This window comes from Candidatus Methanomassiliicoccus intestinalis Issoire-Mx1 (genome assembly GCF_000404225.1).
Lineage (GTDB): Archaea > Thermoplasmatota > Thermoplasmata > Methanomassiliicoccales > Methanomassiliicoccaceae > Methanomassiliicoccus_A > Methanomassiliicoccus_A intestinalis.
The window spans coordinates 956,343-971,924 of sequence record NC_021353.1 but is presented as its reverse complement, the minus strand read 5'-3'; the positions used below and the strand labels follow the sequence as shown (position 1 = coordinate 971,924).

At 40.4% G+C, this 15,582-nt stretch carries 18 protein-coding genes; 14 read left to right on the top strand and 4 right to left on the bottom strand.

The annotated features are described in order from the left end of the window. Positions 1–228 precede the first annotated feature (228 nt). From H729_RS04640 to H729_RS04585, 12 genes are all read left to right on the top strand, one after another. On the top strand, positions 229–435 hold the full coding sequence (locus H729_RS04640; RefSeq protein ID WP_020448842.1) for a hypothetical protein: 207 nt from the start codon (positions 229–231) through the stop codon (positions 433–435). A gap of 111 nt (positions 436–546) precedes the next feature. Continuing rightward, positions 547–1,389 (top strand): hypothetical protein, encoded by an 843-nt coding sequence (locus H729_RS04635; protein WP_020448841.1) that lies wholly within the window; start codon positions 547–549, stop codon positions 1,387–1,389. A 67-nt stretch (positions 1,390–1,456) separates the two neighbouring features. Beyond that, entirely contained in the window at positions 1,457–1,939 is a 483-nt protein-coding gene (locus tag H729_RS04630; RefSeq protein WP_020448840.1) for a hypothetical protein, read from the top strand. Position 1,940: 1 nt separating this feature from the next. After that, positions 1,941–3,038 carry a hypothetical protein gene (locus H729_RS04625; RefSeq protein ID WP_020448839.1) on the top strand — a complete coding sequence of 366 codons (1,098 nt, stop codon included), beginning with the start codon at positions 1,941–1,943 and terminating at the stop codon, positions 3,036–3,038. A 57-nt stretch (positions 3,039–3,095) separates the two neighbouring features. Continuing rightward, positions 3,096–3,986 carry a hypothetical protein gene (locus H729_RS04620; RefSeq protein WP_020448838.1) on the top strand — a complete coding sequence of 297 codons (891 nt, stop codon included), beginning with the start codon at positions 3,096–3,098 and terminating at the stop codon, positions 3,984–3,986. Next, positions 3,925–4,422: a hypothetical protein gene (locus H729_RS04615; RefSeq protein WP_020448837.1), complete on the top strand. Its 498-nt coding sequence runs from the start codon at positions 3,925–3,927 to the stop codon at positions 4,420–4,422. Before H729_RS04620 ends, H729_RS04615 begins: the two co-directional genes overlap by 62 nt. A gap of 6 nt (positions 4,423–4,428) precedes the next feature. Next, complete coding sequence (locus tag H729_RS04610) at positions 4,429–4,689, top strand: hypothetical protein (RefSeq protein WP_020448836.1); 261 nt, start codon at positions 4,429–4,431, stop codon at positions 4,687–4,689. 5 nt (positions 4,690–4,694) lie between these two features. Then, entirely contained in the window at positions 4,695–5,384 is a 690-nt protein-coding gene (locus H729_RS04605; protein ID WP_236608656.1) for a DUF3800 domain-containing protein, read from the top strand. A 459-nt stretch (positions 5,385–5,843) separates the two neighbouring features. Continuing rightward, entirely contained in the window at positions 5,844–5,972 is a 129-nt protein-coding gene (locus H729_RS10205) for a hypothetical protein (RefSeq protein ID WP_256365356.1), read from the top strand. A gap of 29 nt (positions 5,973–6,001) precedes the next feature. After that, positions 6,002–7,105 carry a hypothetical protein gene (locus H729_RS04595; RefSeq protein ID WP_020448833.1) on the top strand — a complete coding sequence of 368 codons (1,104 nt, stop codon included), beginning with the start codon at positions 6,002–6,004 and terminating at the stop codon, positions 7,103–7,105. A gap of 91 nt (positions 7,106–7,196) precedes the next feature. After that, the gene (locus tag H729_RS04590) at positions 7,197–8,021 is read left to right on the top strand and encodes a DNA-methyltransferase (RefSeq protein ID WP_394295671.1); all 825 of its coding nucleotides are present in this window, start codon (positions 7,197–7,199) and stop codon (positions 8,019–8,021) included. Next, positions 7,999–8,820, top strand: coding sequence for an MvaI/BcnI restriction endonuclease family protein (locus H729_RS04585; RefSeq protein ID WP_020448831.1), 822 nt, complete (start codon positions 7,999–8,001; stop codon positions 8,818–8,820). The genes H729_RS04590 and H729_RS04585 overlap by 23 nt, the downstream gene beginning before the upstream one ends. 109 nt (positions 8,821–8,929) lie before the next feature. Here H729_RS04585 and H729_RS04580 read toward each other — a convergent pair whose 3' ends face one another. The 3 genes from H729_RS04580 to H729_RS04570 form a co-directional block, all read right to left on the bottom strand. Beyond that, a complete protein-coding gene (locus H729_RS04580) occupies positions 8,930–10,048 on the bottom strand; it encodes an InlB B-repeat-containing protein (RefSeq protein WP_147554391.1) in 1,119 nt (372 codons plus the stop codon). Positions 10,049–10,531: 483 nt separating this feature from the next. Next, positions 10,532–11,332 (bottom strand): DUF2971 domain-containing protein, encoded by an 801-nt coding sequence (locus H729_RS04575; RefSeq protein WP_020448829.1) that lies wholly within the window; start codon positions 11,330–11,332, stop codon positions 10,532–10,534. 53 nt (positions 11,333–11,385) lie between these two features. Beyond that, complete coding sequence (locus H729_RS04570; RefSeq protein WP_020448828.1) at positions 11,386–12,165, bottom strand: hypothetical protein; 780 nt, start codon at positions 12,163–12,165, stop codon at positions 11,386–11,388. Positions 12,166–13,257: 1,092 nt separating this feature from the next. Between H729_RS04570 and H729_RS09890 the strand changes: the two genes are divergently transcribed. Further along, on the top strand, positions 13,258–13,437 hold the full coding sequence (locus tag H729_RS09890) for a hypothetical protein (RefSeq protein WP_147554390.1): 180 nt from the start codon (positions 13,258–13,260) through the stop codon (positions 13,435–13,437). A gap of 350 nt (positions 13,438–13,787) precedes the next feature. Next, positions 13,788–14,264 (top strand): hypothetical protein, encoded by a 477-nt coding sequence (locus H729_RS04565; RefSeq protein WP_020448827.1) that lies wholly within the window; start codon positions 13,788–13,790, stop codon positions 14,262–14,264. A gap of 660 nt (positions 14,265–14,924) precedes the next feature. Here the strand turns inward: H729_RS04565 and H729_RS04560 are convergent. After that, positions 14,925–15,530, bottom strand: a complete 606-nt coding sequence (locus H729_RS04560; protein WP_020448826.1) for a hypothetical protein — start codon at positions 15,528–15,530, stop codon at positions 14,925–14,927. Positions 15,531–15,582 lie beyond the last annotated feature (52 nt).

Here is a 15,582-nt window from a genome sequence, read left to right as displayed (position 1 = left end):
CACATCCGACAGGTGCTCTTTGTGCTCTGCAGAGATGCCGTATAATGTGCTGCAAAAAATCCGCCGCAGTGTCTACGCGCGGGCGTACGCGCGCGCGAGTATAAGGAGCGGTAAAGTCCCTGAAAAACAAGTATTTACACTTTTCGATTTTGAGGGCATTTTTACCCCTAACTTATATTTAAGCGTTTCTGCCGAAAATTACAGGGATGATGCATCCAAGGAGGCACTATGAGATTCCGGAAACCGCCATCTAAATCAGTTGCTGTCAATAAAAAGCATCCTAAAAAAAAGAGAAAGCTGAGCAGTAAGCAGCGGTCTGCACGAAAGAGGAAACGTGAACAGAACGTGCTCTTTGCAAGAGCATGGGCCGACAAACAGGCAGATAACTACTCACGCCGCTATGACAGGGACTTCAAGATTCCGCTGAAGAAGTGACAGCTGCAGATAACCGAATAGAGCAGGAAAGCAGGAGATGAGAACATGTAAAACCAGCTGAGAAAGCATCAGAACAGGATTGCAGCGGGGAAACGTTGAGAAAGAGGTACCATGCCGCAAGAACCAATGACCAGACTATCAAAAACAGGAAACGAGTACATAGACAATCACATCTATATTTTGGGGATCAAACCCCAGAAACCGCAGGAAAAAGCCAAGTCTACTGCACCAGCAGTTAAACAGGCAGCTAAAAAACCAGCAAAGAAGACAAGCGCCAAGAAAACATCAAAGACTGCATCCAAACCTCCTGTCAAAAAGAAACCGGCCAACAGCGGTTTTCAGACAGCCGTAGGCACCAAGACGATCAAAGGAGTTAAGATACCCGTCACAGCAGACGGATATGTGCCTCAGAATGTGGTAGATAAGTTCCAGGCCGGCAGGAGTAAAAATGCAAGAACCGCTGACGGCTCTTTCGATGCCAAGAATACTTTTACCATGCCTATTACACCAGAGGAATTCTACAAATGGACGAACAGACCCGGATCGTATGATGTGAAGGGGCAGGATACAAGAACCAGATCTGCCGCAGGCAATAAGACTGCTGCCAGTACAGGTTCAAAATCACGGTCTCCAGTTTCCGGACAGTCAACGCTGATGTATCCCGAGCAGAAGAAAAAAGTGACGCTGAGAATACGCAGAGACGGGAAAACCGAGGACTACAGCGGAAAATCTGTAAAGACGATTATACAGAGAGAGTTCGGCAGATCAAACCGGATAAGGCTGCTGCCGAATTATAGTGACAATTCCCCAGAATATTTCACAATCGGGGAATGGATGCCAGATTATCATGCCAACAATGTGCTTGGTGTAGTCTACGATGTAGAAGTAGACGATGTATCACTGTCTAAGCAGAAAGCAAGGAAGCTTATAAAATCTGAAATGGAAGATAAATAACGATAAAAACTAGCTGAGAAAGCATCAGAACAGGATTGCAGCGGGGAAATGTTGAGAAAGAGGTAGTATGTCACCGACAAAATCACGAAAAACCACCAAACCAAATACTAAGACAAGAAAGGCAGAATGCTCATGCGGCAGATCCAAGCTGAACGCAGTGTCAGCATCTGCAAAGAAGCCCAAGAAGGAGTCAGCTGGAAAGAAAATTGCAAAAACAAGAGCAAGGAATAAAAAGAGGCTGGAAATTGTTGATAATCTGAGGGCAAAGGCAGATTATGCCTATAGGGAAAATGCCCCTCGTACACTAAGCTGGCATCCGGACATAGTAATAACGGAAGAAGATCTGATTCTGGATCCCTTCAGAGAGAAGTACAAATTAAGCGTTAATGTGCCAAACGAAGCAGTGATCAAGAAGCTGTCCGATAAGGAATTTTCAGAGTATCTTGCAGGGATGCGCGAAGTTATCCATCAAGTCAAGAACCCGGACGAATATCATTGCTATGACATTCTGATGCCAAACAACAAGACGGCAAAGGTAAGGAGGGTCTGATTTGCCCCAGGCGGGATTTGAAAGGATAGTCCTCTCCAACGGAAAGGAGGCCAACATCCCTGTAGACAAAGACGGATATGTCCCGGTAGAATCTTTGATCAAAAGATTCAACTTTGTTGTGGAGCAGGGACATGTCAGAAACAGGCCGAAAGACTACGATGAACATGCATCAGTGGTTCTGCCGATAAAGATGACCCCCAGGGAAGCAGCTGCCTGGTGGGTATCCCCCAACAGCTATGATGTTGAGTATATAGATGCTCCTGGCAAAGCGCATTACAATGTAAGCGGTATAAAAGACCAGGATCTGCAGGGTGTGCACAAGAAAATCGGCATTGTCTGCCCTCCGCATATGGAAAAAGAAGTGCGGACCCTGATAAACGAAGCCTATCCCAAGAGCGAGCTGAAAAAACTAGTTGCTGACGGCCCCATCACGGTGACCGTCAGGCCTCTTGAGGAATCTGCAGGAGACTACTGGAAGAACAAGATCAATCTGGATATGGAGCACGGCCTCAACAACAGTACTGTTGTTCACGAAGGCCTGCATCACATGCGCATGGTAGATAAGGACCGCAGAGGACCGATTACGCGCGCGCAGGATATCAAAGATAAAAATTCCATGGTGATTGAGGAATCCTGTACCGTGGCAGAGCAGATGGCCAGAGGCAAAGACCCTTCGAGCGGATATTATCAATTTGTTCAGATCTTTGATGAGAATAAAAAAAGATGGAGATATCCAACTGAAAAAGAAGCTCTGGATATGATGAGGGAAGACCGGGCTCTCTTCACTAAAGGCACCAATAAACCGCTCTCGGGAAGAGATGCAATTGAGTCTGTTGAGCAAAACTGGTCCAGGAGCAACATTTCAAGACTGAAGCTGCCTGGAACGAAGAGTGCCATTTCAGCAATGTCAGCCGTTACAGGATCGATTAAAGCTCCGACAAAGCCCCGTGCTGCACAGGGCAGATCCAATAAATCCAAGTCTGCAGCAGCAAAGAAGAAACCGGCCCTTTCTGAAAAGAAACACACTCCCAAAAAACAGGCAGCCAAGAAGAAAACATCAGGAAGGACTAGCAGAGGAAAGCAGACCCGGAGGAAATGATCATGCCTCCAAAAAGGTCAGCCGAAGAATACAAGAAAGATCTGCCAGAGTGGTGAAATGTCAAAGTGCACCCGTGTCTCAGCAGGCGGCAGATCGTACTGCATTCCGACTGAAAACAGCATCGTGCCGGATGACATGCTGGTAGCCCGCCTGCTTTCAGCAGGCCGTGCAGGGAATGATACTGCAAAGACATCTGTCAAGATTATTAAGAGGCCTTTTACGGCTGAGAAAATCGCAGGATGGTGGGACAACCCCGGATCTGCAGATCTCGAAGATATCGATACTGCAGATGCAAAATACATCACCGAAACGGGCATCGGCATCGTAGGGACACCTAGTGAGATCAGACAGATCAAAAAGGCCATCTCCGGCTCATTCACCAAAACAGAGCAGAAAGAGATGGCCGATGCAGGGACTGTTTTTTCAGTGAGGGATCTCCCTGAAGGGATTTCTGCTCAGTATACCGGATCCAGAGGCGTGCATTTCATCATCTGCGACCCAGAGCATATTTCTGAAAATGAACCGGTTGTTCACGAGTCAGTGCATCTTCTGAGGATGATAGACAATGGGAGAAAGGGACTGCTGAAGACAAAGAACCGAAGCCGAAGGTCAGTTTTCGTTGCCTATGAAGATCTTGCGGCAGAGGAGGCTCTGACAACTGCAGAGACAATTGCCAGATTTCCAGGTTCTCCCGGGCTTTCTTACTACACTTACATCCGCGGAGATCCGAGAAAGCTTGTAGAAGATGACCGCAGAAAGCTCAAAGGCGGACAGAAGGGAAAGAAGGCATTGCAGGCGGTAGAGGAAAACTGGAACAGCCTGAACATCAGAAAACTGAATCTGGGATACGGAACAGCTGAAAAATCAATTAAAAGAGGTAATAAAAATGACATGCAAATCAAAAGCATCAGCAAAAGGAACAAATCAAAAAAGAAAAACAGGCGCTGAGAGAGGCGTCAGAAATGTAGCCTATCCAGAGCTGGCCGGTGAAGGTGAAAAAGGTACAGTCATTGTACCGGCAAGCAAAGTAAAGGCGGTGCGGGGAAAGTATCAAAGCTCAGATACCAAAGCAACAGTCACCGACAGCGGAATTGTTGTTCTCAGTCCCAACGCTGGTAAGAACATTGATGCTGCTCTGAATCTACACGAAAACAACAAAAAACGATACCCGAAAGGCCGTTCCAAGAAGGTGATGATCAATCCCAATGAATCAAAGGTCATTGAGATTGAACCGGGTGTTGTGTATGTAACCATGGAGGTGTCAGCAACCCCGACATACACAGCAAATGTATATAAAAAATCGAAGAAAGGCAGGTGGAAAAAATATCCTTTCAGCAAGTCGGTAGCTAAGTCGATCAAGAAAAAGGGAATAGTTAAAATCTGAGGTACCATGAAACGCATTGTATGGATAGTGGCGATTCTGACAATCGTCACTGTCTTTTTTCTTGCAATTACCGGCGTAACCAGCATTGATTCTCTTGCCGCACTCTATGAATCTGAAGGATTTTTTCCTTTTGCAGCGGTTGCCTTCAACCTGACAGTGATATTTGTCTGCTGGACGATAAAGAGCTGGGAGGTTATGCAGGTGTTGGCAGTGATCGATTTGTTGTTGACTATGTACGCACTTTTTGAGGGGGCCGCAGTTCTTTGAAACAAGTGGATTCTAGGAAAAAATTATTAAATCCAGCAGAAAAGACTCGATCACATAAAGACGCTAAAAACTATGTCGTTCTTATCGATGAGTCTGGAGATCTGGGGAAATCTCCAATGTCTGATCCATATCTGGTATTTGCAGCCAGTGTCACAGACAAACCAGAAGAATATGTTAGAATTGCTGGTTCACAACCTCAGAACAGCAGTAAATACAATAAAGCCGGCTCTGAGCTTAAATTCAACAGGTCATCCCGTAAAGTAAGAATGGAAATATTGGATGAGATCTCTAAATTAGATCCGGATATCTATGCAGCCGCTGTCTTAAAATCAAGCCCCCGGTGGGGAGAAAAAGGAAAAATGTACAGAAAGGCTCTGAGTGAGTTTGCTGAGTTTATACTTGAGGATTCAGACGACAAGCAGTACTATTTCTTGCTGGATGAGCATACAGCAATAAGTCCAGAAAAGGATCCAGATTTAGGATGCAGAATATGCAGAAGAGCAGCATCTAAAAAGAAAAAAACCATCGGTTGTCAGATAGTAAGCTCTAAAGATACGAAATCTCTCCAAACGCACGATTTTGTTGTTGGCGCGATCGGCAGCGCATATAATAAAAATGACGACAGATATGTTAAAAAACTTAAAAAAATCAAGTATAAAGAAGGTGAAGCCTACGCGGCGAAACCAAATAAATGATAGGTGCACAGGCATCCCCAGATCCGTAGAGAAACGGATCTGATTAAGCTCCTAACATCCCTTATAAGCCATAAACGACCAGCGATCTCGGAGCGGATGCGTAAGATTCTAATCAAGACTCGGGTATTTAAGATTATTCTAAAGAACGCCTCCCAGATATGCTCTCTTAAGGAGGCTTTAGAAAGAGATTCGTATCAATTATGAGATCTTCCGGAAAAAGATTTAAAAAACACAAGATTAAGGGATTCAAAACTATTTTAAGCATCAAAAGCAATCATGTATTATAAGGAGGCCGGAACATCTCCCCTGAGGGAGATGGAGACATAAAGTCTCAGAGTTTGCTTTGAGTTTTACCAGAACTCAAAGCTTGATAATGAACTCCACTTTCACGGAGTTTACTATCAATTGGACTTTGATAGTGAGGCTTATATTTTCACCTATTTTACAATCGTAGAATGGATGCCAAAATATCACGCTAATAGTGTGCTTGGTATAGTCTGCGATGTAGAACTGGACGGTGTATCGCTGTCCCAGGAGGAGGCAAGGGAGCTTGTAGACTCTGAAATGGGAGATATAGATGACTACTGATCATTAACTATGTCTGTGAAGGCGCTGCTATGAACCACCTCATAACCTACAAAGGCAAAACCAAATGCATTTCTGACTGGGCAAAAGAATTCGGTCTAAGTCGCTCTACCTTCCGTGGTCGTCTTGCCCGCGACTGGCCGATGGAACGAATCGAGAGCGAAGCGATACATGTCAGAATGGGACGGGAACAGAAGCTCATAGGCTACAAAGGTCAGTATAAGACAATGAGAGAATGGGCTGAGGAGTTTGGTCTGAATTATGATACATTTAGGCGGCGCTTTAGGTCCGGCTGGTCGATAAAAGAGATTGAGAGCACGCCAGCGGTCGCCAGGGCTCAGAAACTCATATCATACAAAGGTAAAAAACAGAATGCTTCTGAATGGGCGAAAGAGTTCGGACTAAGCTTCGAAACCTTTTACGGTCGCCGTGAGTTAGGATGGTCGATGGAACGAATAGAAAGTGAAGCAGTACAGTATTCACGATGCAAACTCATCACATATAAAGGTAAAACTCAGAGCAGTAAACAGTGGGCTGAAGAATTCGGACTTGATGAGAATACTTTCCGCTACAGATATAGATCTGGATGGCCTATGAAGCGTATAGAAAGCACACCTGCCACCTCTGGAAACCGTCAGCCATCAAAATTGATCAAATATAAAGGTAAATCTCAGAGCAGTAAACAGTGGGCTGAAGAATTTGGTCTCAAGCTATGTACCTTTAACTATCGATACAGGCAGGGTTGGTCAATGAAAGAGATTGAGAAAGAATCGGTCAACGGGAAGCATGGCAGAGATCCGAGGCTCATCACATATAAAGGTAAAACTCAGAGCAGTAAACAGTGGGCTGAAGAATTCGGACTTGATAAGAATACTTTCCGCTACAGATATAGATCTGGATGGCCTATGAAGCGTATAGAAAGCACACCTGCAGCCGCCTCTGGAAACCGTCAGCCATCAAAATTGATCAAATATAAAGGTAAATCTCAGAGCAGTAAACAGTGGGCTGAAGAATTCGGACTTGATGAGAATACTTTCCGCTACAGATACTGGTCTGGATGGTCTATGGAAGAGATTGAGAAAACTTCGCCTGGAGAGAAAAACACATACCAGAAAACAAGAAAATGCAGACAATGACGGGAGATTATTGAAATTTTTTCATCAAAATATAATTCATCGCAGAAATATCAGTTATAAATATATAGATCTCAATCATCAAAATGATATGATGCCTCTTGATCAGGAACTGATGCTTTCTAAGGCTGACTACATAGACAAAATCATCCACGGCGATTGTTTAGAGATTATGAAGCGTATGCCAGATGAATCCGTTGATATTATATTAACATCGCCACCATACAATCTTAAAAACTCTACTGGAAATGGAATGAAAGATGGTAGATGCGGAAAGTGGGCAAATGCAGCATTACAAAATGGCTACGAGTCCCATTCAGATGATTTACCTCATGAAGAATATGTTGCCTGGCAGAAAGATTGTCTGAGAGAGATGATGAGGCTCATACCAGACAATGGAGCAATATTTTACAATCATAAATGGAGAGTCCAGGGAGGATTGCTTCAGGATAGGTCAGACATTGTTTCACAATTTCCTGTAAGACAGATTATAATATGGAAAAGAAGCGGCGGGATAAATTTCAATTCTGGTTACTTTTTACCAACATATGAAGTCATATATTTGATAGCAAAAAAGAACTTTAAATTAGCTCCCAAAGCTAATGCATATGGAGATGTGTGGGACATTAAACAGGAATTCCATAACAAACATCCTGCTCCATTTCCCTTAGAGCTTGCTAAACGTGTGATATCCTCAACTACCGCTGAAATCGTATTGGATCCATTTATGGGATCTGGAACCACTGCATTAGCCGCAAAAACCCTCGATCGGCATTATGTAGGAATTGAATTGTCAAAGGAATATTGTAAAATGGCTGAAGACAGGTTAACGCAGTCTGTTGATTTTTACGCACTATCATCACACTGTGGGAATGAAAACAGCGGTTGTGAATACAATGACACTATACTCAAAAGATGAACTGATTGCAAAATTTATTGAACTGTCTGAGAAAGGGTGGGTAAAGAATAGGCGAATGGGCAATTCAGGTGGTGTGGGAAACACCTTGGAAGACTATTTGGGCATTGAAGAAAATAATTTACCGATACCTAATGCTGCAGAATGGGAACTCAAAGCTCAGCGTAAAAATACAACTTCATTAGTGACATTATTTCATTCAGAACCTTCCCCGAGGGCGCTTAAATTTGTACCTTGTGTACTGCTTCCGCATTATGGTTGGCAACATAAAGAAGCCGGTCGAAAATATCCTGAAACTGAAATGAGTTTTAGACAGACGATTACCTGCAAGTATAGTGATAGGGGATTTTGTGTAAAGGTGGATCGAGACGCAGAAAAGATACTGATTGTTTTCAACCCTTTGGAAGTGGATCCCAAACATAGTGATTGGCTAAATCAGGTCTATCAAAATATCGATTCGGGCTGCACCAATATCTGTACGATGCAGCCATACTGGGGTTTCAGAGATCTAAGTTGTAAAGCTGGAGGGAAACTTCTGAACTGCTTTTATGTGCAGGCAGATGTGAAAAGGGAAGAGGGTGAAGAGTATTATTGGTATAACTCTGTAAAAATTCTTCAAAACTTTAGCTTTAAAGGCTTTTTAGATGCGTTAGAATCAAATAACATATATATCGATTTTGACGCACGAAGCGGTCACAATCATGGAACAAAATTTAGGATGAGTGAGAGTGCATGGCCACTGGTGTACGAGAAAATAACACCCATCATTCAAGATGGAGAAGTTCTTCGCACATCATATTGAAATCGGACAACCTCATCCTATGGAACGATCATGTTTCAAACTTGGAGTACTAAAGTATCATGAATCTGCCATACGATACTTTAGTATGCCTTTTTCATTTTGGACGACCTCAGCTCTTCTTATCATTCAGAGGGAATCCACAGGACTTACAAAACGCATCTCCACCTTCGATTTCCATTCCGCAGTTGGGGCAAAATCTAGATGTCGCGTCATGTTCTGTTCTAGTATTCTTCTTTTTCCGTGCCCAAGCATATATGAGACCTGATGCCACAGAAGCCGCTATCAGTACAATTACGACATATATCATGGACTTTCCTTCGCTACCAAGATTGTCCAGAGCGTTCGTTACGCTCAGTTCCCATTGGGCATAGAGTTTAGAGTCGGACGCTCCTACTTTGTACAGAGAACCGGCCTTGTAGCTGATCCCCGAACCGTCTTCCTTTGTGTTCCAGCCTTTGAAAACATATCCGCTTTTTGTTGGTTCAGTCAAAGGGAGCGTAAGATCCGAACCATATTTTGCAGTAACAGGCGAATAATTGAATGACCCACCAGTTACTTTGCTTCCGCCTTTTGTATCCAATGCAACTTTGTAATAATTAGCATCCCATATTGCATAGAGAGTTGTGTCTTTCTCTACCCAGTAAGCACTACCTCCAAGCGTATATCCATAGCTTCCGTCCGCTTTGTCGCTCCACCCTACGAATTTGTATCCTTCTCTTGAAAAAGTATCATCAGTTGGAAGAACAATGGTTGTACCTGTGTAGCCTGTCATAACAGAAACAACTTTTCCGATCCCCCCATTAAGGCTGAACGAAACCGTACAGACCTTCGGTTTCCACTGGGCATATAAAGTCAAGTCTTTGTCGTAATTGAATTTTGATCCGACAGTATAGGTGTTTCCCAAACCGTCAGCCCTAGTGTTCCACCCGTTGAATGTATAACCATCCCTATGAATTGCACGCCCATCGTCTATTTCAGTATAGTGCAGGATATCGGAGGTTGTAGTGTATATTGAGTTCATATAAAATCCCGTATATGTGAAATATCCCCCGTTTGCGTTGTAGGTAAGGGTGTGCTGTGGCAGAATGTTAACAGACAATGCAATTTCATCATCTGTCAGATTATTTTGATCGTCTGGCTCACATACGAGTGAAAATACAATCACTGAAATTAATGCAATAAACATCGCTGAAAAAAGCATCGCATATCTAAATTTCAAATCGCTCACCGATCGTGCATATATATTTTAGGTAATAAAAATTGTCCATGGAATATGAATATATTATAAATCATCAAGTGTTCATATGATTGATTATAACCCATAGAATTTTAGTTTTTAGAACATCATTAAACCATGCTGGACCAAACGTGTTTGTATATCATTCATCCATCAGAAAAAAAGAAAGGGGTTTGTACACTACAATCTTCTTTGTCTTTTTACTTAAGCCATTTCTTAATATCTTTTTAATTCCTTAAACCAGCAGCTAATTCTTGGACGAATGGATACTCACTTTACTGATCGAGATCTATCTGCTCGTGCTCAACAAGATAATTTTTCTGTTACCGTAGAAGCTGTTCTTCTATCACCAACTAAAGATCTAGTTCATAGGTGAGAATATACTGGTGCAGTACAAACTTCAATGGGCTGGGATTATGTTATATCAATTATTAGATGGAGTTATTAGCATTCATTATCACATTCTCAATGGAATTACATAGTTTTGAATTCTGTACAAAAGTGCTCAACAATCGGTAATTCATATCGATAATCATCTTTCTTAAATTCACTCAAGTCTTGACGGCTATCATTATCTTCCACCAAGAGGATACGAACTTCATTCTCTTTCGAATACTCTTCACTTTTCAGATATATCCCTAAATACATGAGATATGAAACCATTAATCCAATTGCTGTTTTTTTATCTTCATCGGACATCGCCCTTTTGAATTTTAAATATGCATGATCTACAATAAGTTTTACCAGAGCTCTTTTATCTTGTTCATTATAAATTATGGGAACAATTTCAAGATATTGCGGATAGAATTGTTCTCCTAGATCTTTAGCATTTATCGTTATTCTACATCCTATAGGGTTATTCCTTTTAGCATAAGTTGATATAAGATACTCAGAATGTTCATCAAAACTGCATGAAAATACAAAAAATCGTGAGATGTCTGAAAATCTGTTATTTTGCAGGTCTGATGAGATATATTGATCAAGATATTCATCTTGACATATCTGATAAGCATATCGTTTAAAATCATCAGAGTATTCATCCATGCTTATCATCTCGTTTAAAATGTTGAATACATTTCGTTGTTCAGTGTTATCAGCTAACAATCTGCTGTCTCTAAAATGAATAACTTTTGAATCTATAATTTTTATTGCTGAGTCTAATGATGTATAATGGTATACGATCTCTGGATATTTGTTATAGACTCGTTTTACTAGCTCTGCAATTAATATTCTGTCATCACCATCTAGATCATCGACCAGAAACTTATCAGACATCCAGCCAGCATTTGTGTTAAAATCTATATATAATTAATGATCTTAATTATTAATCAGTCTTCATAGCTGACCATAACATCAGGGTCGTAGTCTTTAGTCTCAAAGTTCATGGCTTTGATATCAAACACACAGACTTCAGGTAATTCTAAGATACCCTTATCTGTTTCACAGAATTTGTATGGTGTATACCATATTAAAAAATCAATATCTGAATTGATTATTGGTTCTAAGAATGCCTTATCACGCCAGTGCTCATGTGGTCTTCCTAAGATAAGATCGCCTTCATGCAATTCAATATCTGCATCTGCTAGATTTTCTGGTTTGATATACGCAGAGGACTCATCGAAGACAAAAAATATCATCTTGTGCCCCGGGTGATTCTTTCGATAATTTTCAATTTTACTTTTATGATCTTCTATAACTCGGATAAAGCTGTCTAAATAAAACTTAAAATTATGATCCTCCTTAGTAGGAAGATCTGTAATTGCGTTTATGATGAGTATTTGTGGGAGTACATTCATCGTTTTCAATTCTTTACGTAACTCACTGCACTTTGCATTTGTTGGATTAGTGTATTTTCCTTTTTCATTTAAACGTGTGTGATCATCCACCCTCATTACTTCCATCATAGAGCAGAATTCATCACAAAAGAAATCTGGAGGAAGGTCTGATTTGCTAGAGCTATTGGTCCATCTATTCCAGTTGTTTATCTCATGAATCTGTTTAAATACATTTTCAGCCGCCTTGGATTCAAAGGGAAAGAATACTTTTGAGTTTTCTACTCCTTGAAAACATTCAATAATAAAACATTCATTATCAAAAGAGTCCATCATTCTCACTCAGCTAACATGTGATCTAACTAATGATATATTTAATGATTTAGCGTTTTTAGACAAATATTTGTGATTGAAAAAAACTTTACATGAATATGAGAACCTTAAGCGATTTACAACAATTATTGAGTGAAAAAAATCATCTAATGCTTCGTAACGATAAAATCAATACATGATTTATATATCCAACGTTCTAGAGTATTATTAATGCCATGATGGCTTACTTTGCAACCCCTTGATATATTGGCAAGGTATTATACATTTTTTCAAAAGATCAGTAGATGTGAATAACTCAAAAGCATCATTTTTTATAACTCCGCATTCTACATTGCCTATACTGTATTTTTTGAATATATAACGACCCTGAAAGTTTATTTAGTAACTTATCTGGAGCAGTAATTTATGAATTTGGATCATATAAAACAGACGTTATACTCAAGATCCTGATCATCTGAACTCTGATATTTCTCAACAAAAGCAACATATGTAAAAAATAAAAAGAAAGGGGTTTGTACAATTCCCTTTTGATTGACTTAAAAAAATACAAGTCTGGCTAAACACAATACTGCGAGCCGGCGCTCGCACTTTTAAGCATAGCCAGGATCCCATTTTTTCTGTCCAATTATGGTAGAGACTGCATTGACTTATTCACAGAGACAATTTTATTTGCCAGATGTAGTATTTGTACCACAACGGGGCTATCTATTTTCAAACTTAATTTGCTTCTGCGATTGCATTTTTTTTGATTTTGTGTATTGTTGGAAAAAGAACACAAATAACCAAGTAATTTTTAGTCAGCCTATTTTGTTTTGCAACTATTATCCCCGTAAGAATGGGATTGCGAGAGGATGTGTCGAAACAGTTATGATTTCACTATATATGAGATCATTCGCATCCAATATTGGTACAGTATTTGCCAGCCTCGATAATCCCATAAACTCCTCAGAGGTCAGCAGTGGGCCGTCTGATTGTATATACTTTTAGAATTGGAGTAAGTGTTATGCAAAAAAGTATAAACACCAAAGAATATACATGAATTAAGGGTAGAGGTGACCGCCATTTAAGGGGCGGAGTTCGTAATGTGAACAATTCATGACTGGCTCCTTGTCAGCTCTCGATAATCACGACCGAATCATCGATCACAACCACCTTGCAGATCGCCACGACAAAACGTGGTATTTTACCATCTCTTCCCGAAAATCTGACCCGCAGAGAATGTTTGACGACTCATCTCTGCGGAGTCAGCTCAAATATCTTTCGGGCGCTTTCTGATCGTATTTTTAACATATGTCGATGAAAAGAATAAAACCTAATATGATCTCTAGATATTTACTCAACTGTCTTAAACCTTCATCAATCTCTAAAGATCATCATTTGTGTCTTCCATTTTGAATTTTACAAATTTCTTTGCTTCCTGCTTAGGGAATGATACATCATCCACTTCAACATCATAGATATCGAGTTTAGCACATCAATAGATGGCAGTATACCAATCAAGAATGAAAGGATATTTATTGAGATATACCCCCACTCTGTGAATGTTTTTGAAGCTGTTAGTGACTATCAAATAGGGATTTAACATATACAAAATGAATGAGTAGATGCTCTCTAGGAGGACTTGTATGGCAGAAAATCTGGCTAAGACTGCTGGAATGATCGATGAAATCTTCTCACTGGCAGACCATGAGTTTAATGTCGAGGAGTTCAATGATCGTCTCCTTGCTCAAAAGGGTGTGTATCTCCTAAATCTTGCCAGAGTCGGTCCGGTATACAACTTTACAAGATATATCCGCGGCCCATACTCTAGAGATCTAGCAGACGCATATTATAAAATCTCAGAAAAAAATATCGCTCCAGAACATATAGACATCCCAGAGGATGTGAAAAGTGATTTAAAGTATATACTTGCTCAAGGCTTGGAATATACCGAGGCCCTTGCGACAATCCTTGTAGTCGCAGAAACTAATAGAAACATCAGCGGAAAAGAACTAATTGAAACAACAATCCGTCTGAAGCCTCATCTAAAAGACCATGTAGAGGGGGCATATAAATATCTGGAGAACAACAAACACTATTCTACATTGATACGTGCTACCTGATTGCTTTCTGCGATCAATCTGATGATGTGCACGGAGATGTAAAACAAATTTTAAAAAACTGGAAGAGGGGAAAACCAAATTATCATGTCCCTTTTCCGGCAATCGACGAAGCGTATCTTGTTGCAACTAAAAAAACCGAATAGATGATATTTTTAATAATTTTCATGATAATGTGAAAAAGGGAATACTGGTTCCAGAAGGAATCCACAATCACAATTGCTATCGTTATGCTCACAGACTGCTGAATAGCACAATGTCTGCAAGAAATCACAAAAATGGATGGGGGAACAATACTTGCAGTCTACCGATGCCTTGATTCTCGCGTGCGCTCTATCAGATAGTCGTTGCACTCATTTTTTAACATCAGATAAACAGATCAATATGCTTGATTCTCTTAATGGGATGTGTAAGAGATATTAGAGATGAAATGGAGTTTGATTTTTTGAAGATAGATGAATTTTGTCCTCTTAAAAAATAGTGAATGATGTCTTCATTCAATTCTAATGTTATGTATCAGCGAGTATCATTCATTTCAAAGAACTAAAGGCCTCAAAGCTACCATCTGGTCTGTTTAAGTCTAGTACTCGCTACTCTGCTGGAATAAATAGAATTAGACAGATCTAGAATTGATGTGATCAGATCTGTCTAATATTTTAGAGATTAGTTTTCTACACCCTGCAGGATATACTTTTTTGCTTTTTTCCTAAACATCAGCACGAATGATAAACCGCTGAATATTGCAATAAACTCCTCAAACCAAGGATATTTTATGCCATCAAAAATTTCTATTCCAAGACTTTGTGCAAATGATATCAATCCATCCCAGAATCCCCCAAGATCTGCAGGAACTAAATGGAATCCAAATAGATAATACACATCTGCAATACACATGACTGCAAGAATCACCATATTTGCATAATACAATGATTTCTTGTTTTTGCCTCTGGTGTAAAACATCGAAGCCATCAATACTAGCGATACTATCCCCAATACTGCAAAGATGATACCAAATGCGGTGAATCCATCCTGAGGGGAGTTAAATATCCCCTGTGGGACCATATTCCCAAAAAAGCTCAGAAGTTTAGTATCACTTGCCTGTGAGAATATAAAATTGAAACATACAAATATAAACGCTAGAATTATAGCAATCATCTGTGAACCAAATGTTATCAGATTAGCTATGGATATCTTCCCAACGTCTATGTATCGTGGCATTTTTGGCTCATTTTGTTGAATCGGTGCTTCCGTTTCATCAGAATCTTCCATATTCTGACATCATATACGAAAATGATATACTTTGGCACTATGAGTGTACAAA

Bases quoted from the DNA above. Each gene is read 5' to 3' on its own strand.
- H729_RS04640 (WP_020448842.1), top strand. From the start codon at position 229: ATGAGATTCCGGAAACCGCCATCTAAATCAGTTGCTGTCAATAAAAAG.
- H729_RS04635 (WP_020448841.1), top strand. From the start codon at position 547: ATGCCGCAAGAACCAATGACCAGACTATCAAAAACAGGAAACGAGTAC.
- H729_RS04630 (WP_020448840.1), top strand. From the start codon at position 1,457: ATGTCACCGACAAAATCACGAAAAACCACCAAACCAAATACTAAGACA.
- H729_RS04620 (WP_020448838.1), top strand. From the start codon at position 3,096: ATGTCAAAGTGCACCCGTGTCTCAGCAGGCGGCAGATCGTACTGCATT.
- H729_RS04615 (WP_020448837.1), top strand. From the start codon at position 3,925: ATGACATGCAAATCAAAAGCATCAGCAAAAGGAACAAATCAAAAAAGA.
- H729_RS04610 (WP_020448836.1), top strand. From the start codon at position 4,429: ATGAAACGCATTGTATGGATAGTGGCGATTCTGACAATCGTCACTGTC.
- H729_RS10205 (WP_256365356.1), top strand. From the start codon at position 5,844: ATGCCAAAATATCACGCTAATAGTGTGCTTGGTATAGTCTGCGATGTA.
- H729_RS04595 (WP_020448833.1), top strand. From the start codon at position 6,002: ATGAACCACCTCATAACCTACAAAGGCAAAACCAAATGCATTTCTGAC.
- H729_RS04590 (WP_394295671.1), top strand. From the start codon at position 7,197: ATGCCTCTTGATCAGGAACTGATGCTTTCTAAGGCTGACTACATAGAC.
- H729_RS04585 (WP_020448831.1), top strand. From the start codon at position 7,999: ATGACACTATACTCAAAAGATGAACTGATTGCAAAATTTATTGAACTG.
- H729_RS04575 (WP_020448829.1), bottom strand. From the start codon at position 11,332: ATGTCTGATAAGTTTCTGGTCGATGATCTAGATGGTGATGACAGAATA.
- H729_RS04570 (WP_020448828.1), bottom strand. From the start codon at position 12,165: ATGATGGACTCTTTTGATAATGAATGTTTTATTATTGAATGTTTTCAA.
- H729_RS09890 (WP_147554390.1), top strand. From the start codon at position 13,258: ATGACTGGCTCCTTGTCAGCTCTCGATAATCACGACCGAATCATCGAT.
- H729_RS04565 (WP_020448827.1), top strand. From the start codon at position 13,788: ATGGCAGAAAATCTGGCTAAGACTGCTGGAATGATCGATGAAATCTTC.
- H729_RS04560 (WP_020448826.1), bottom strand. From the start codon at position 15,530: ATGGAAGATTCTGATGAAACGGAAGCACCGATTCAACAAAATGAGCCA.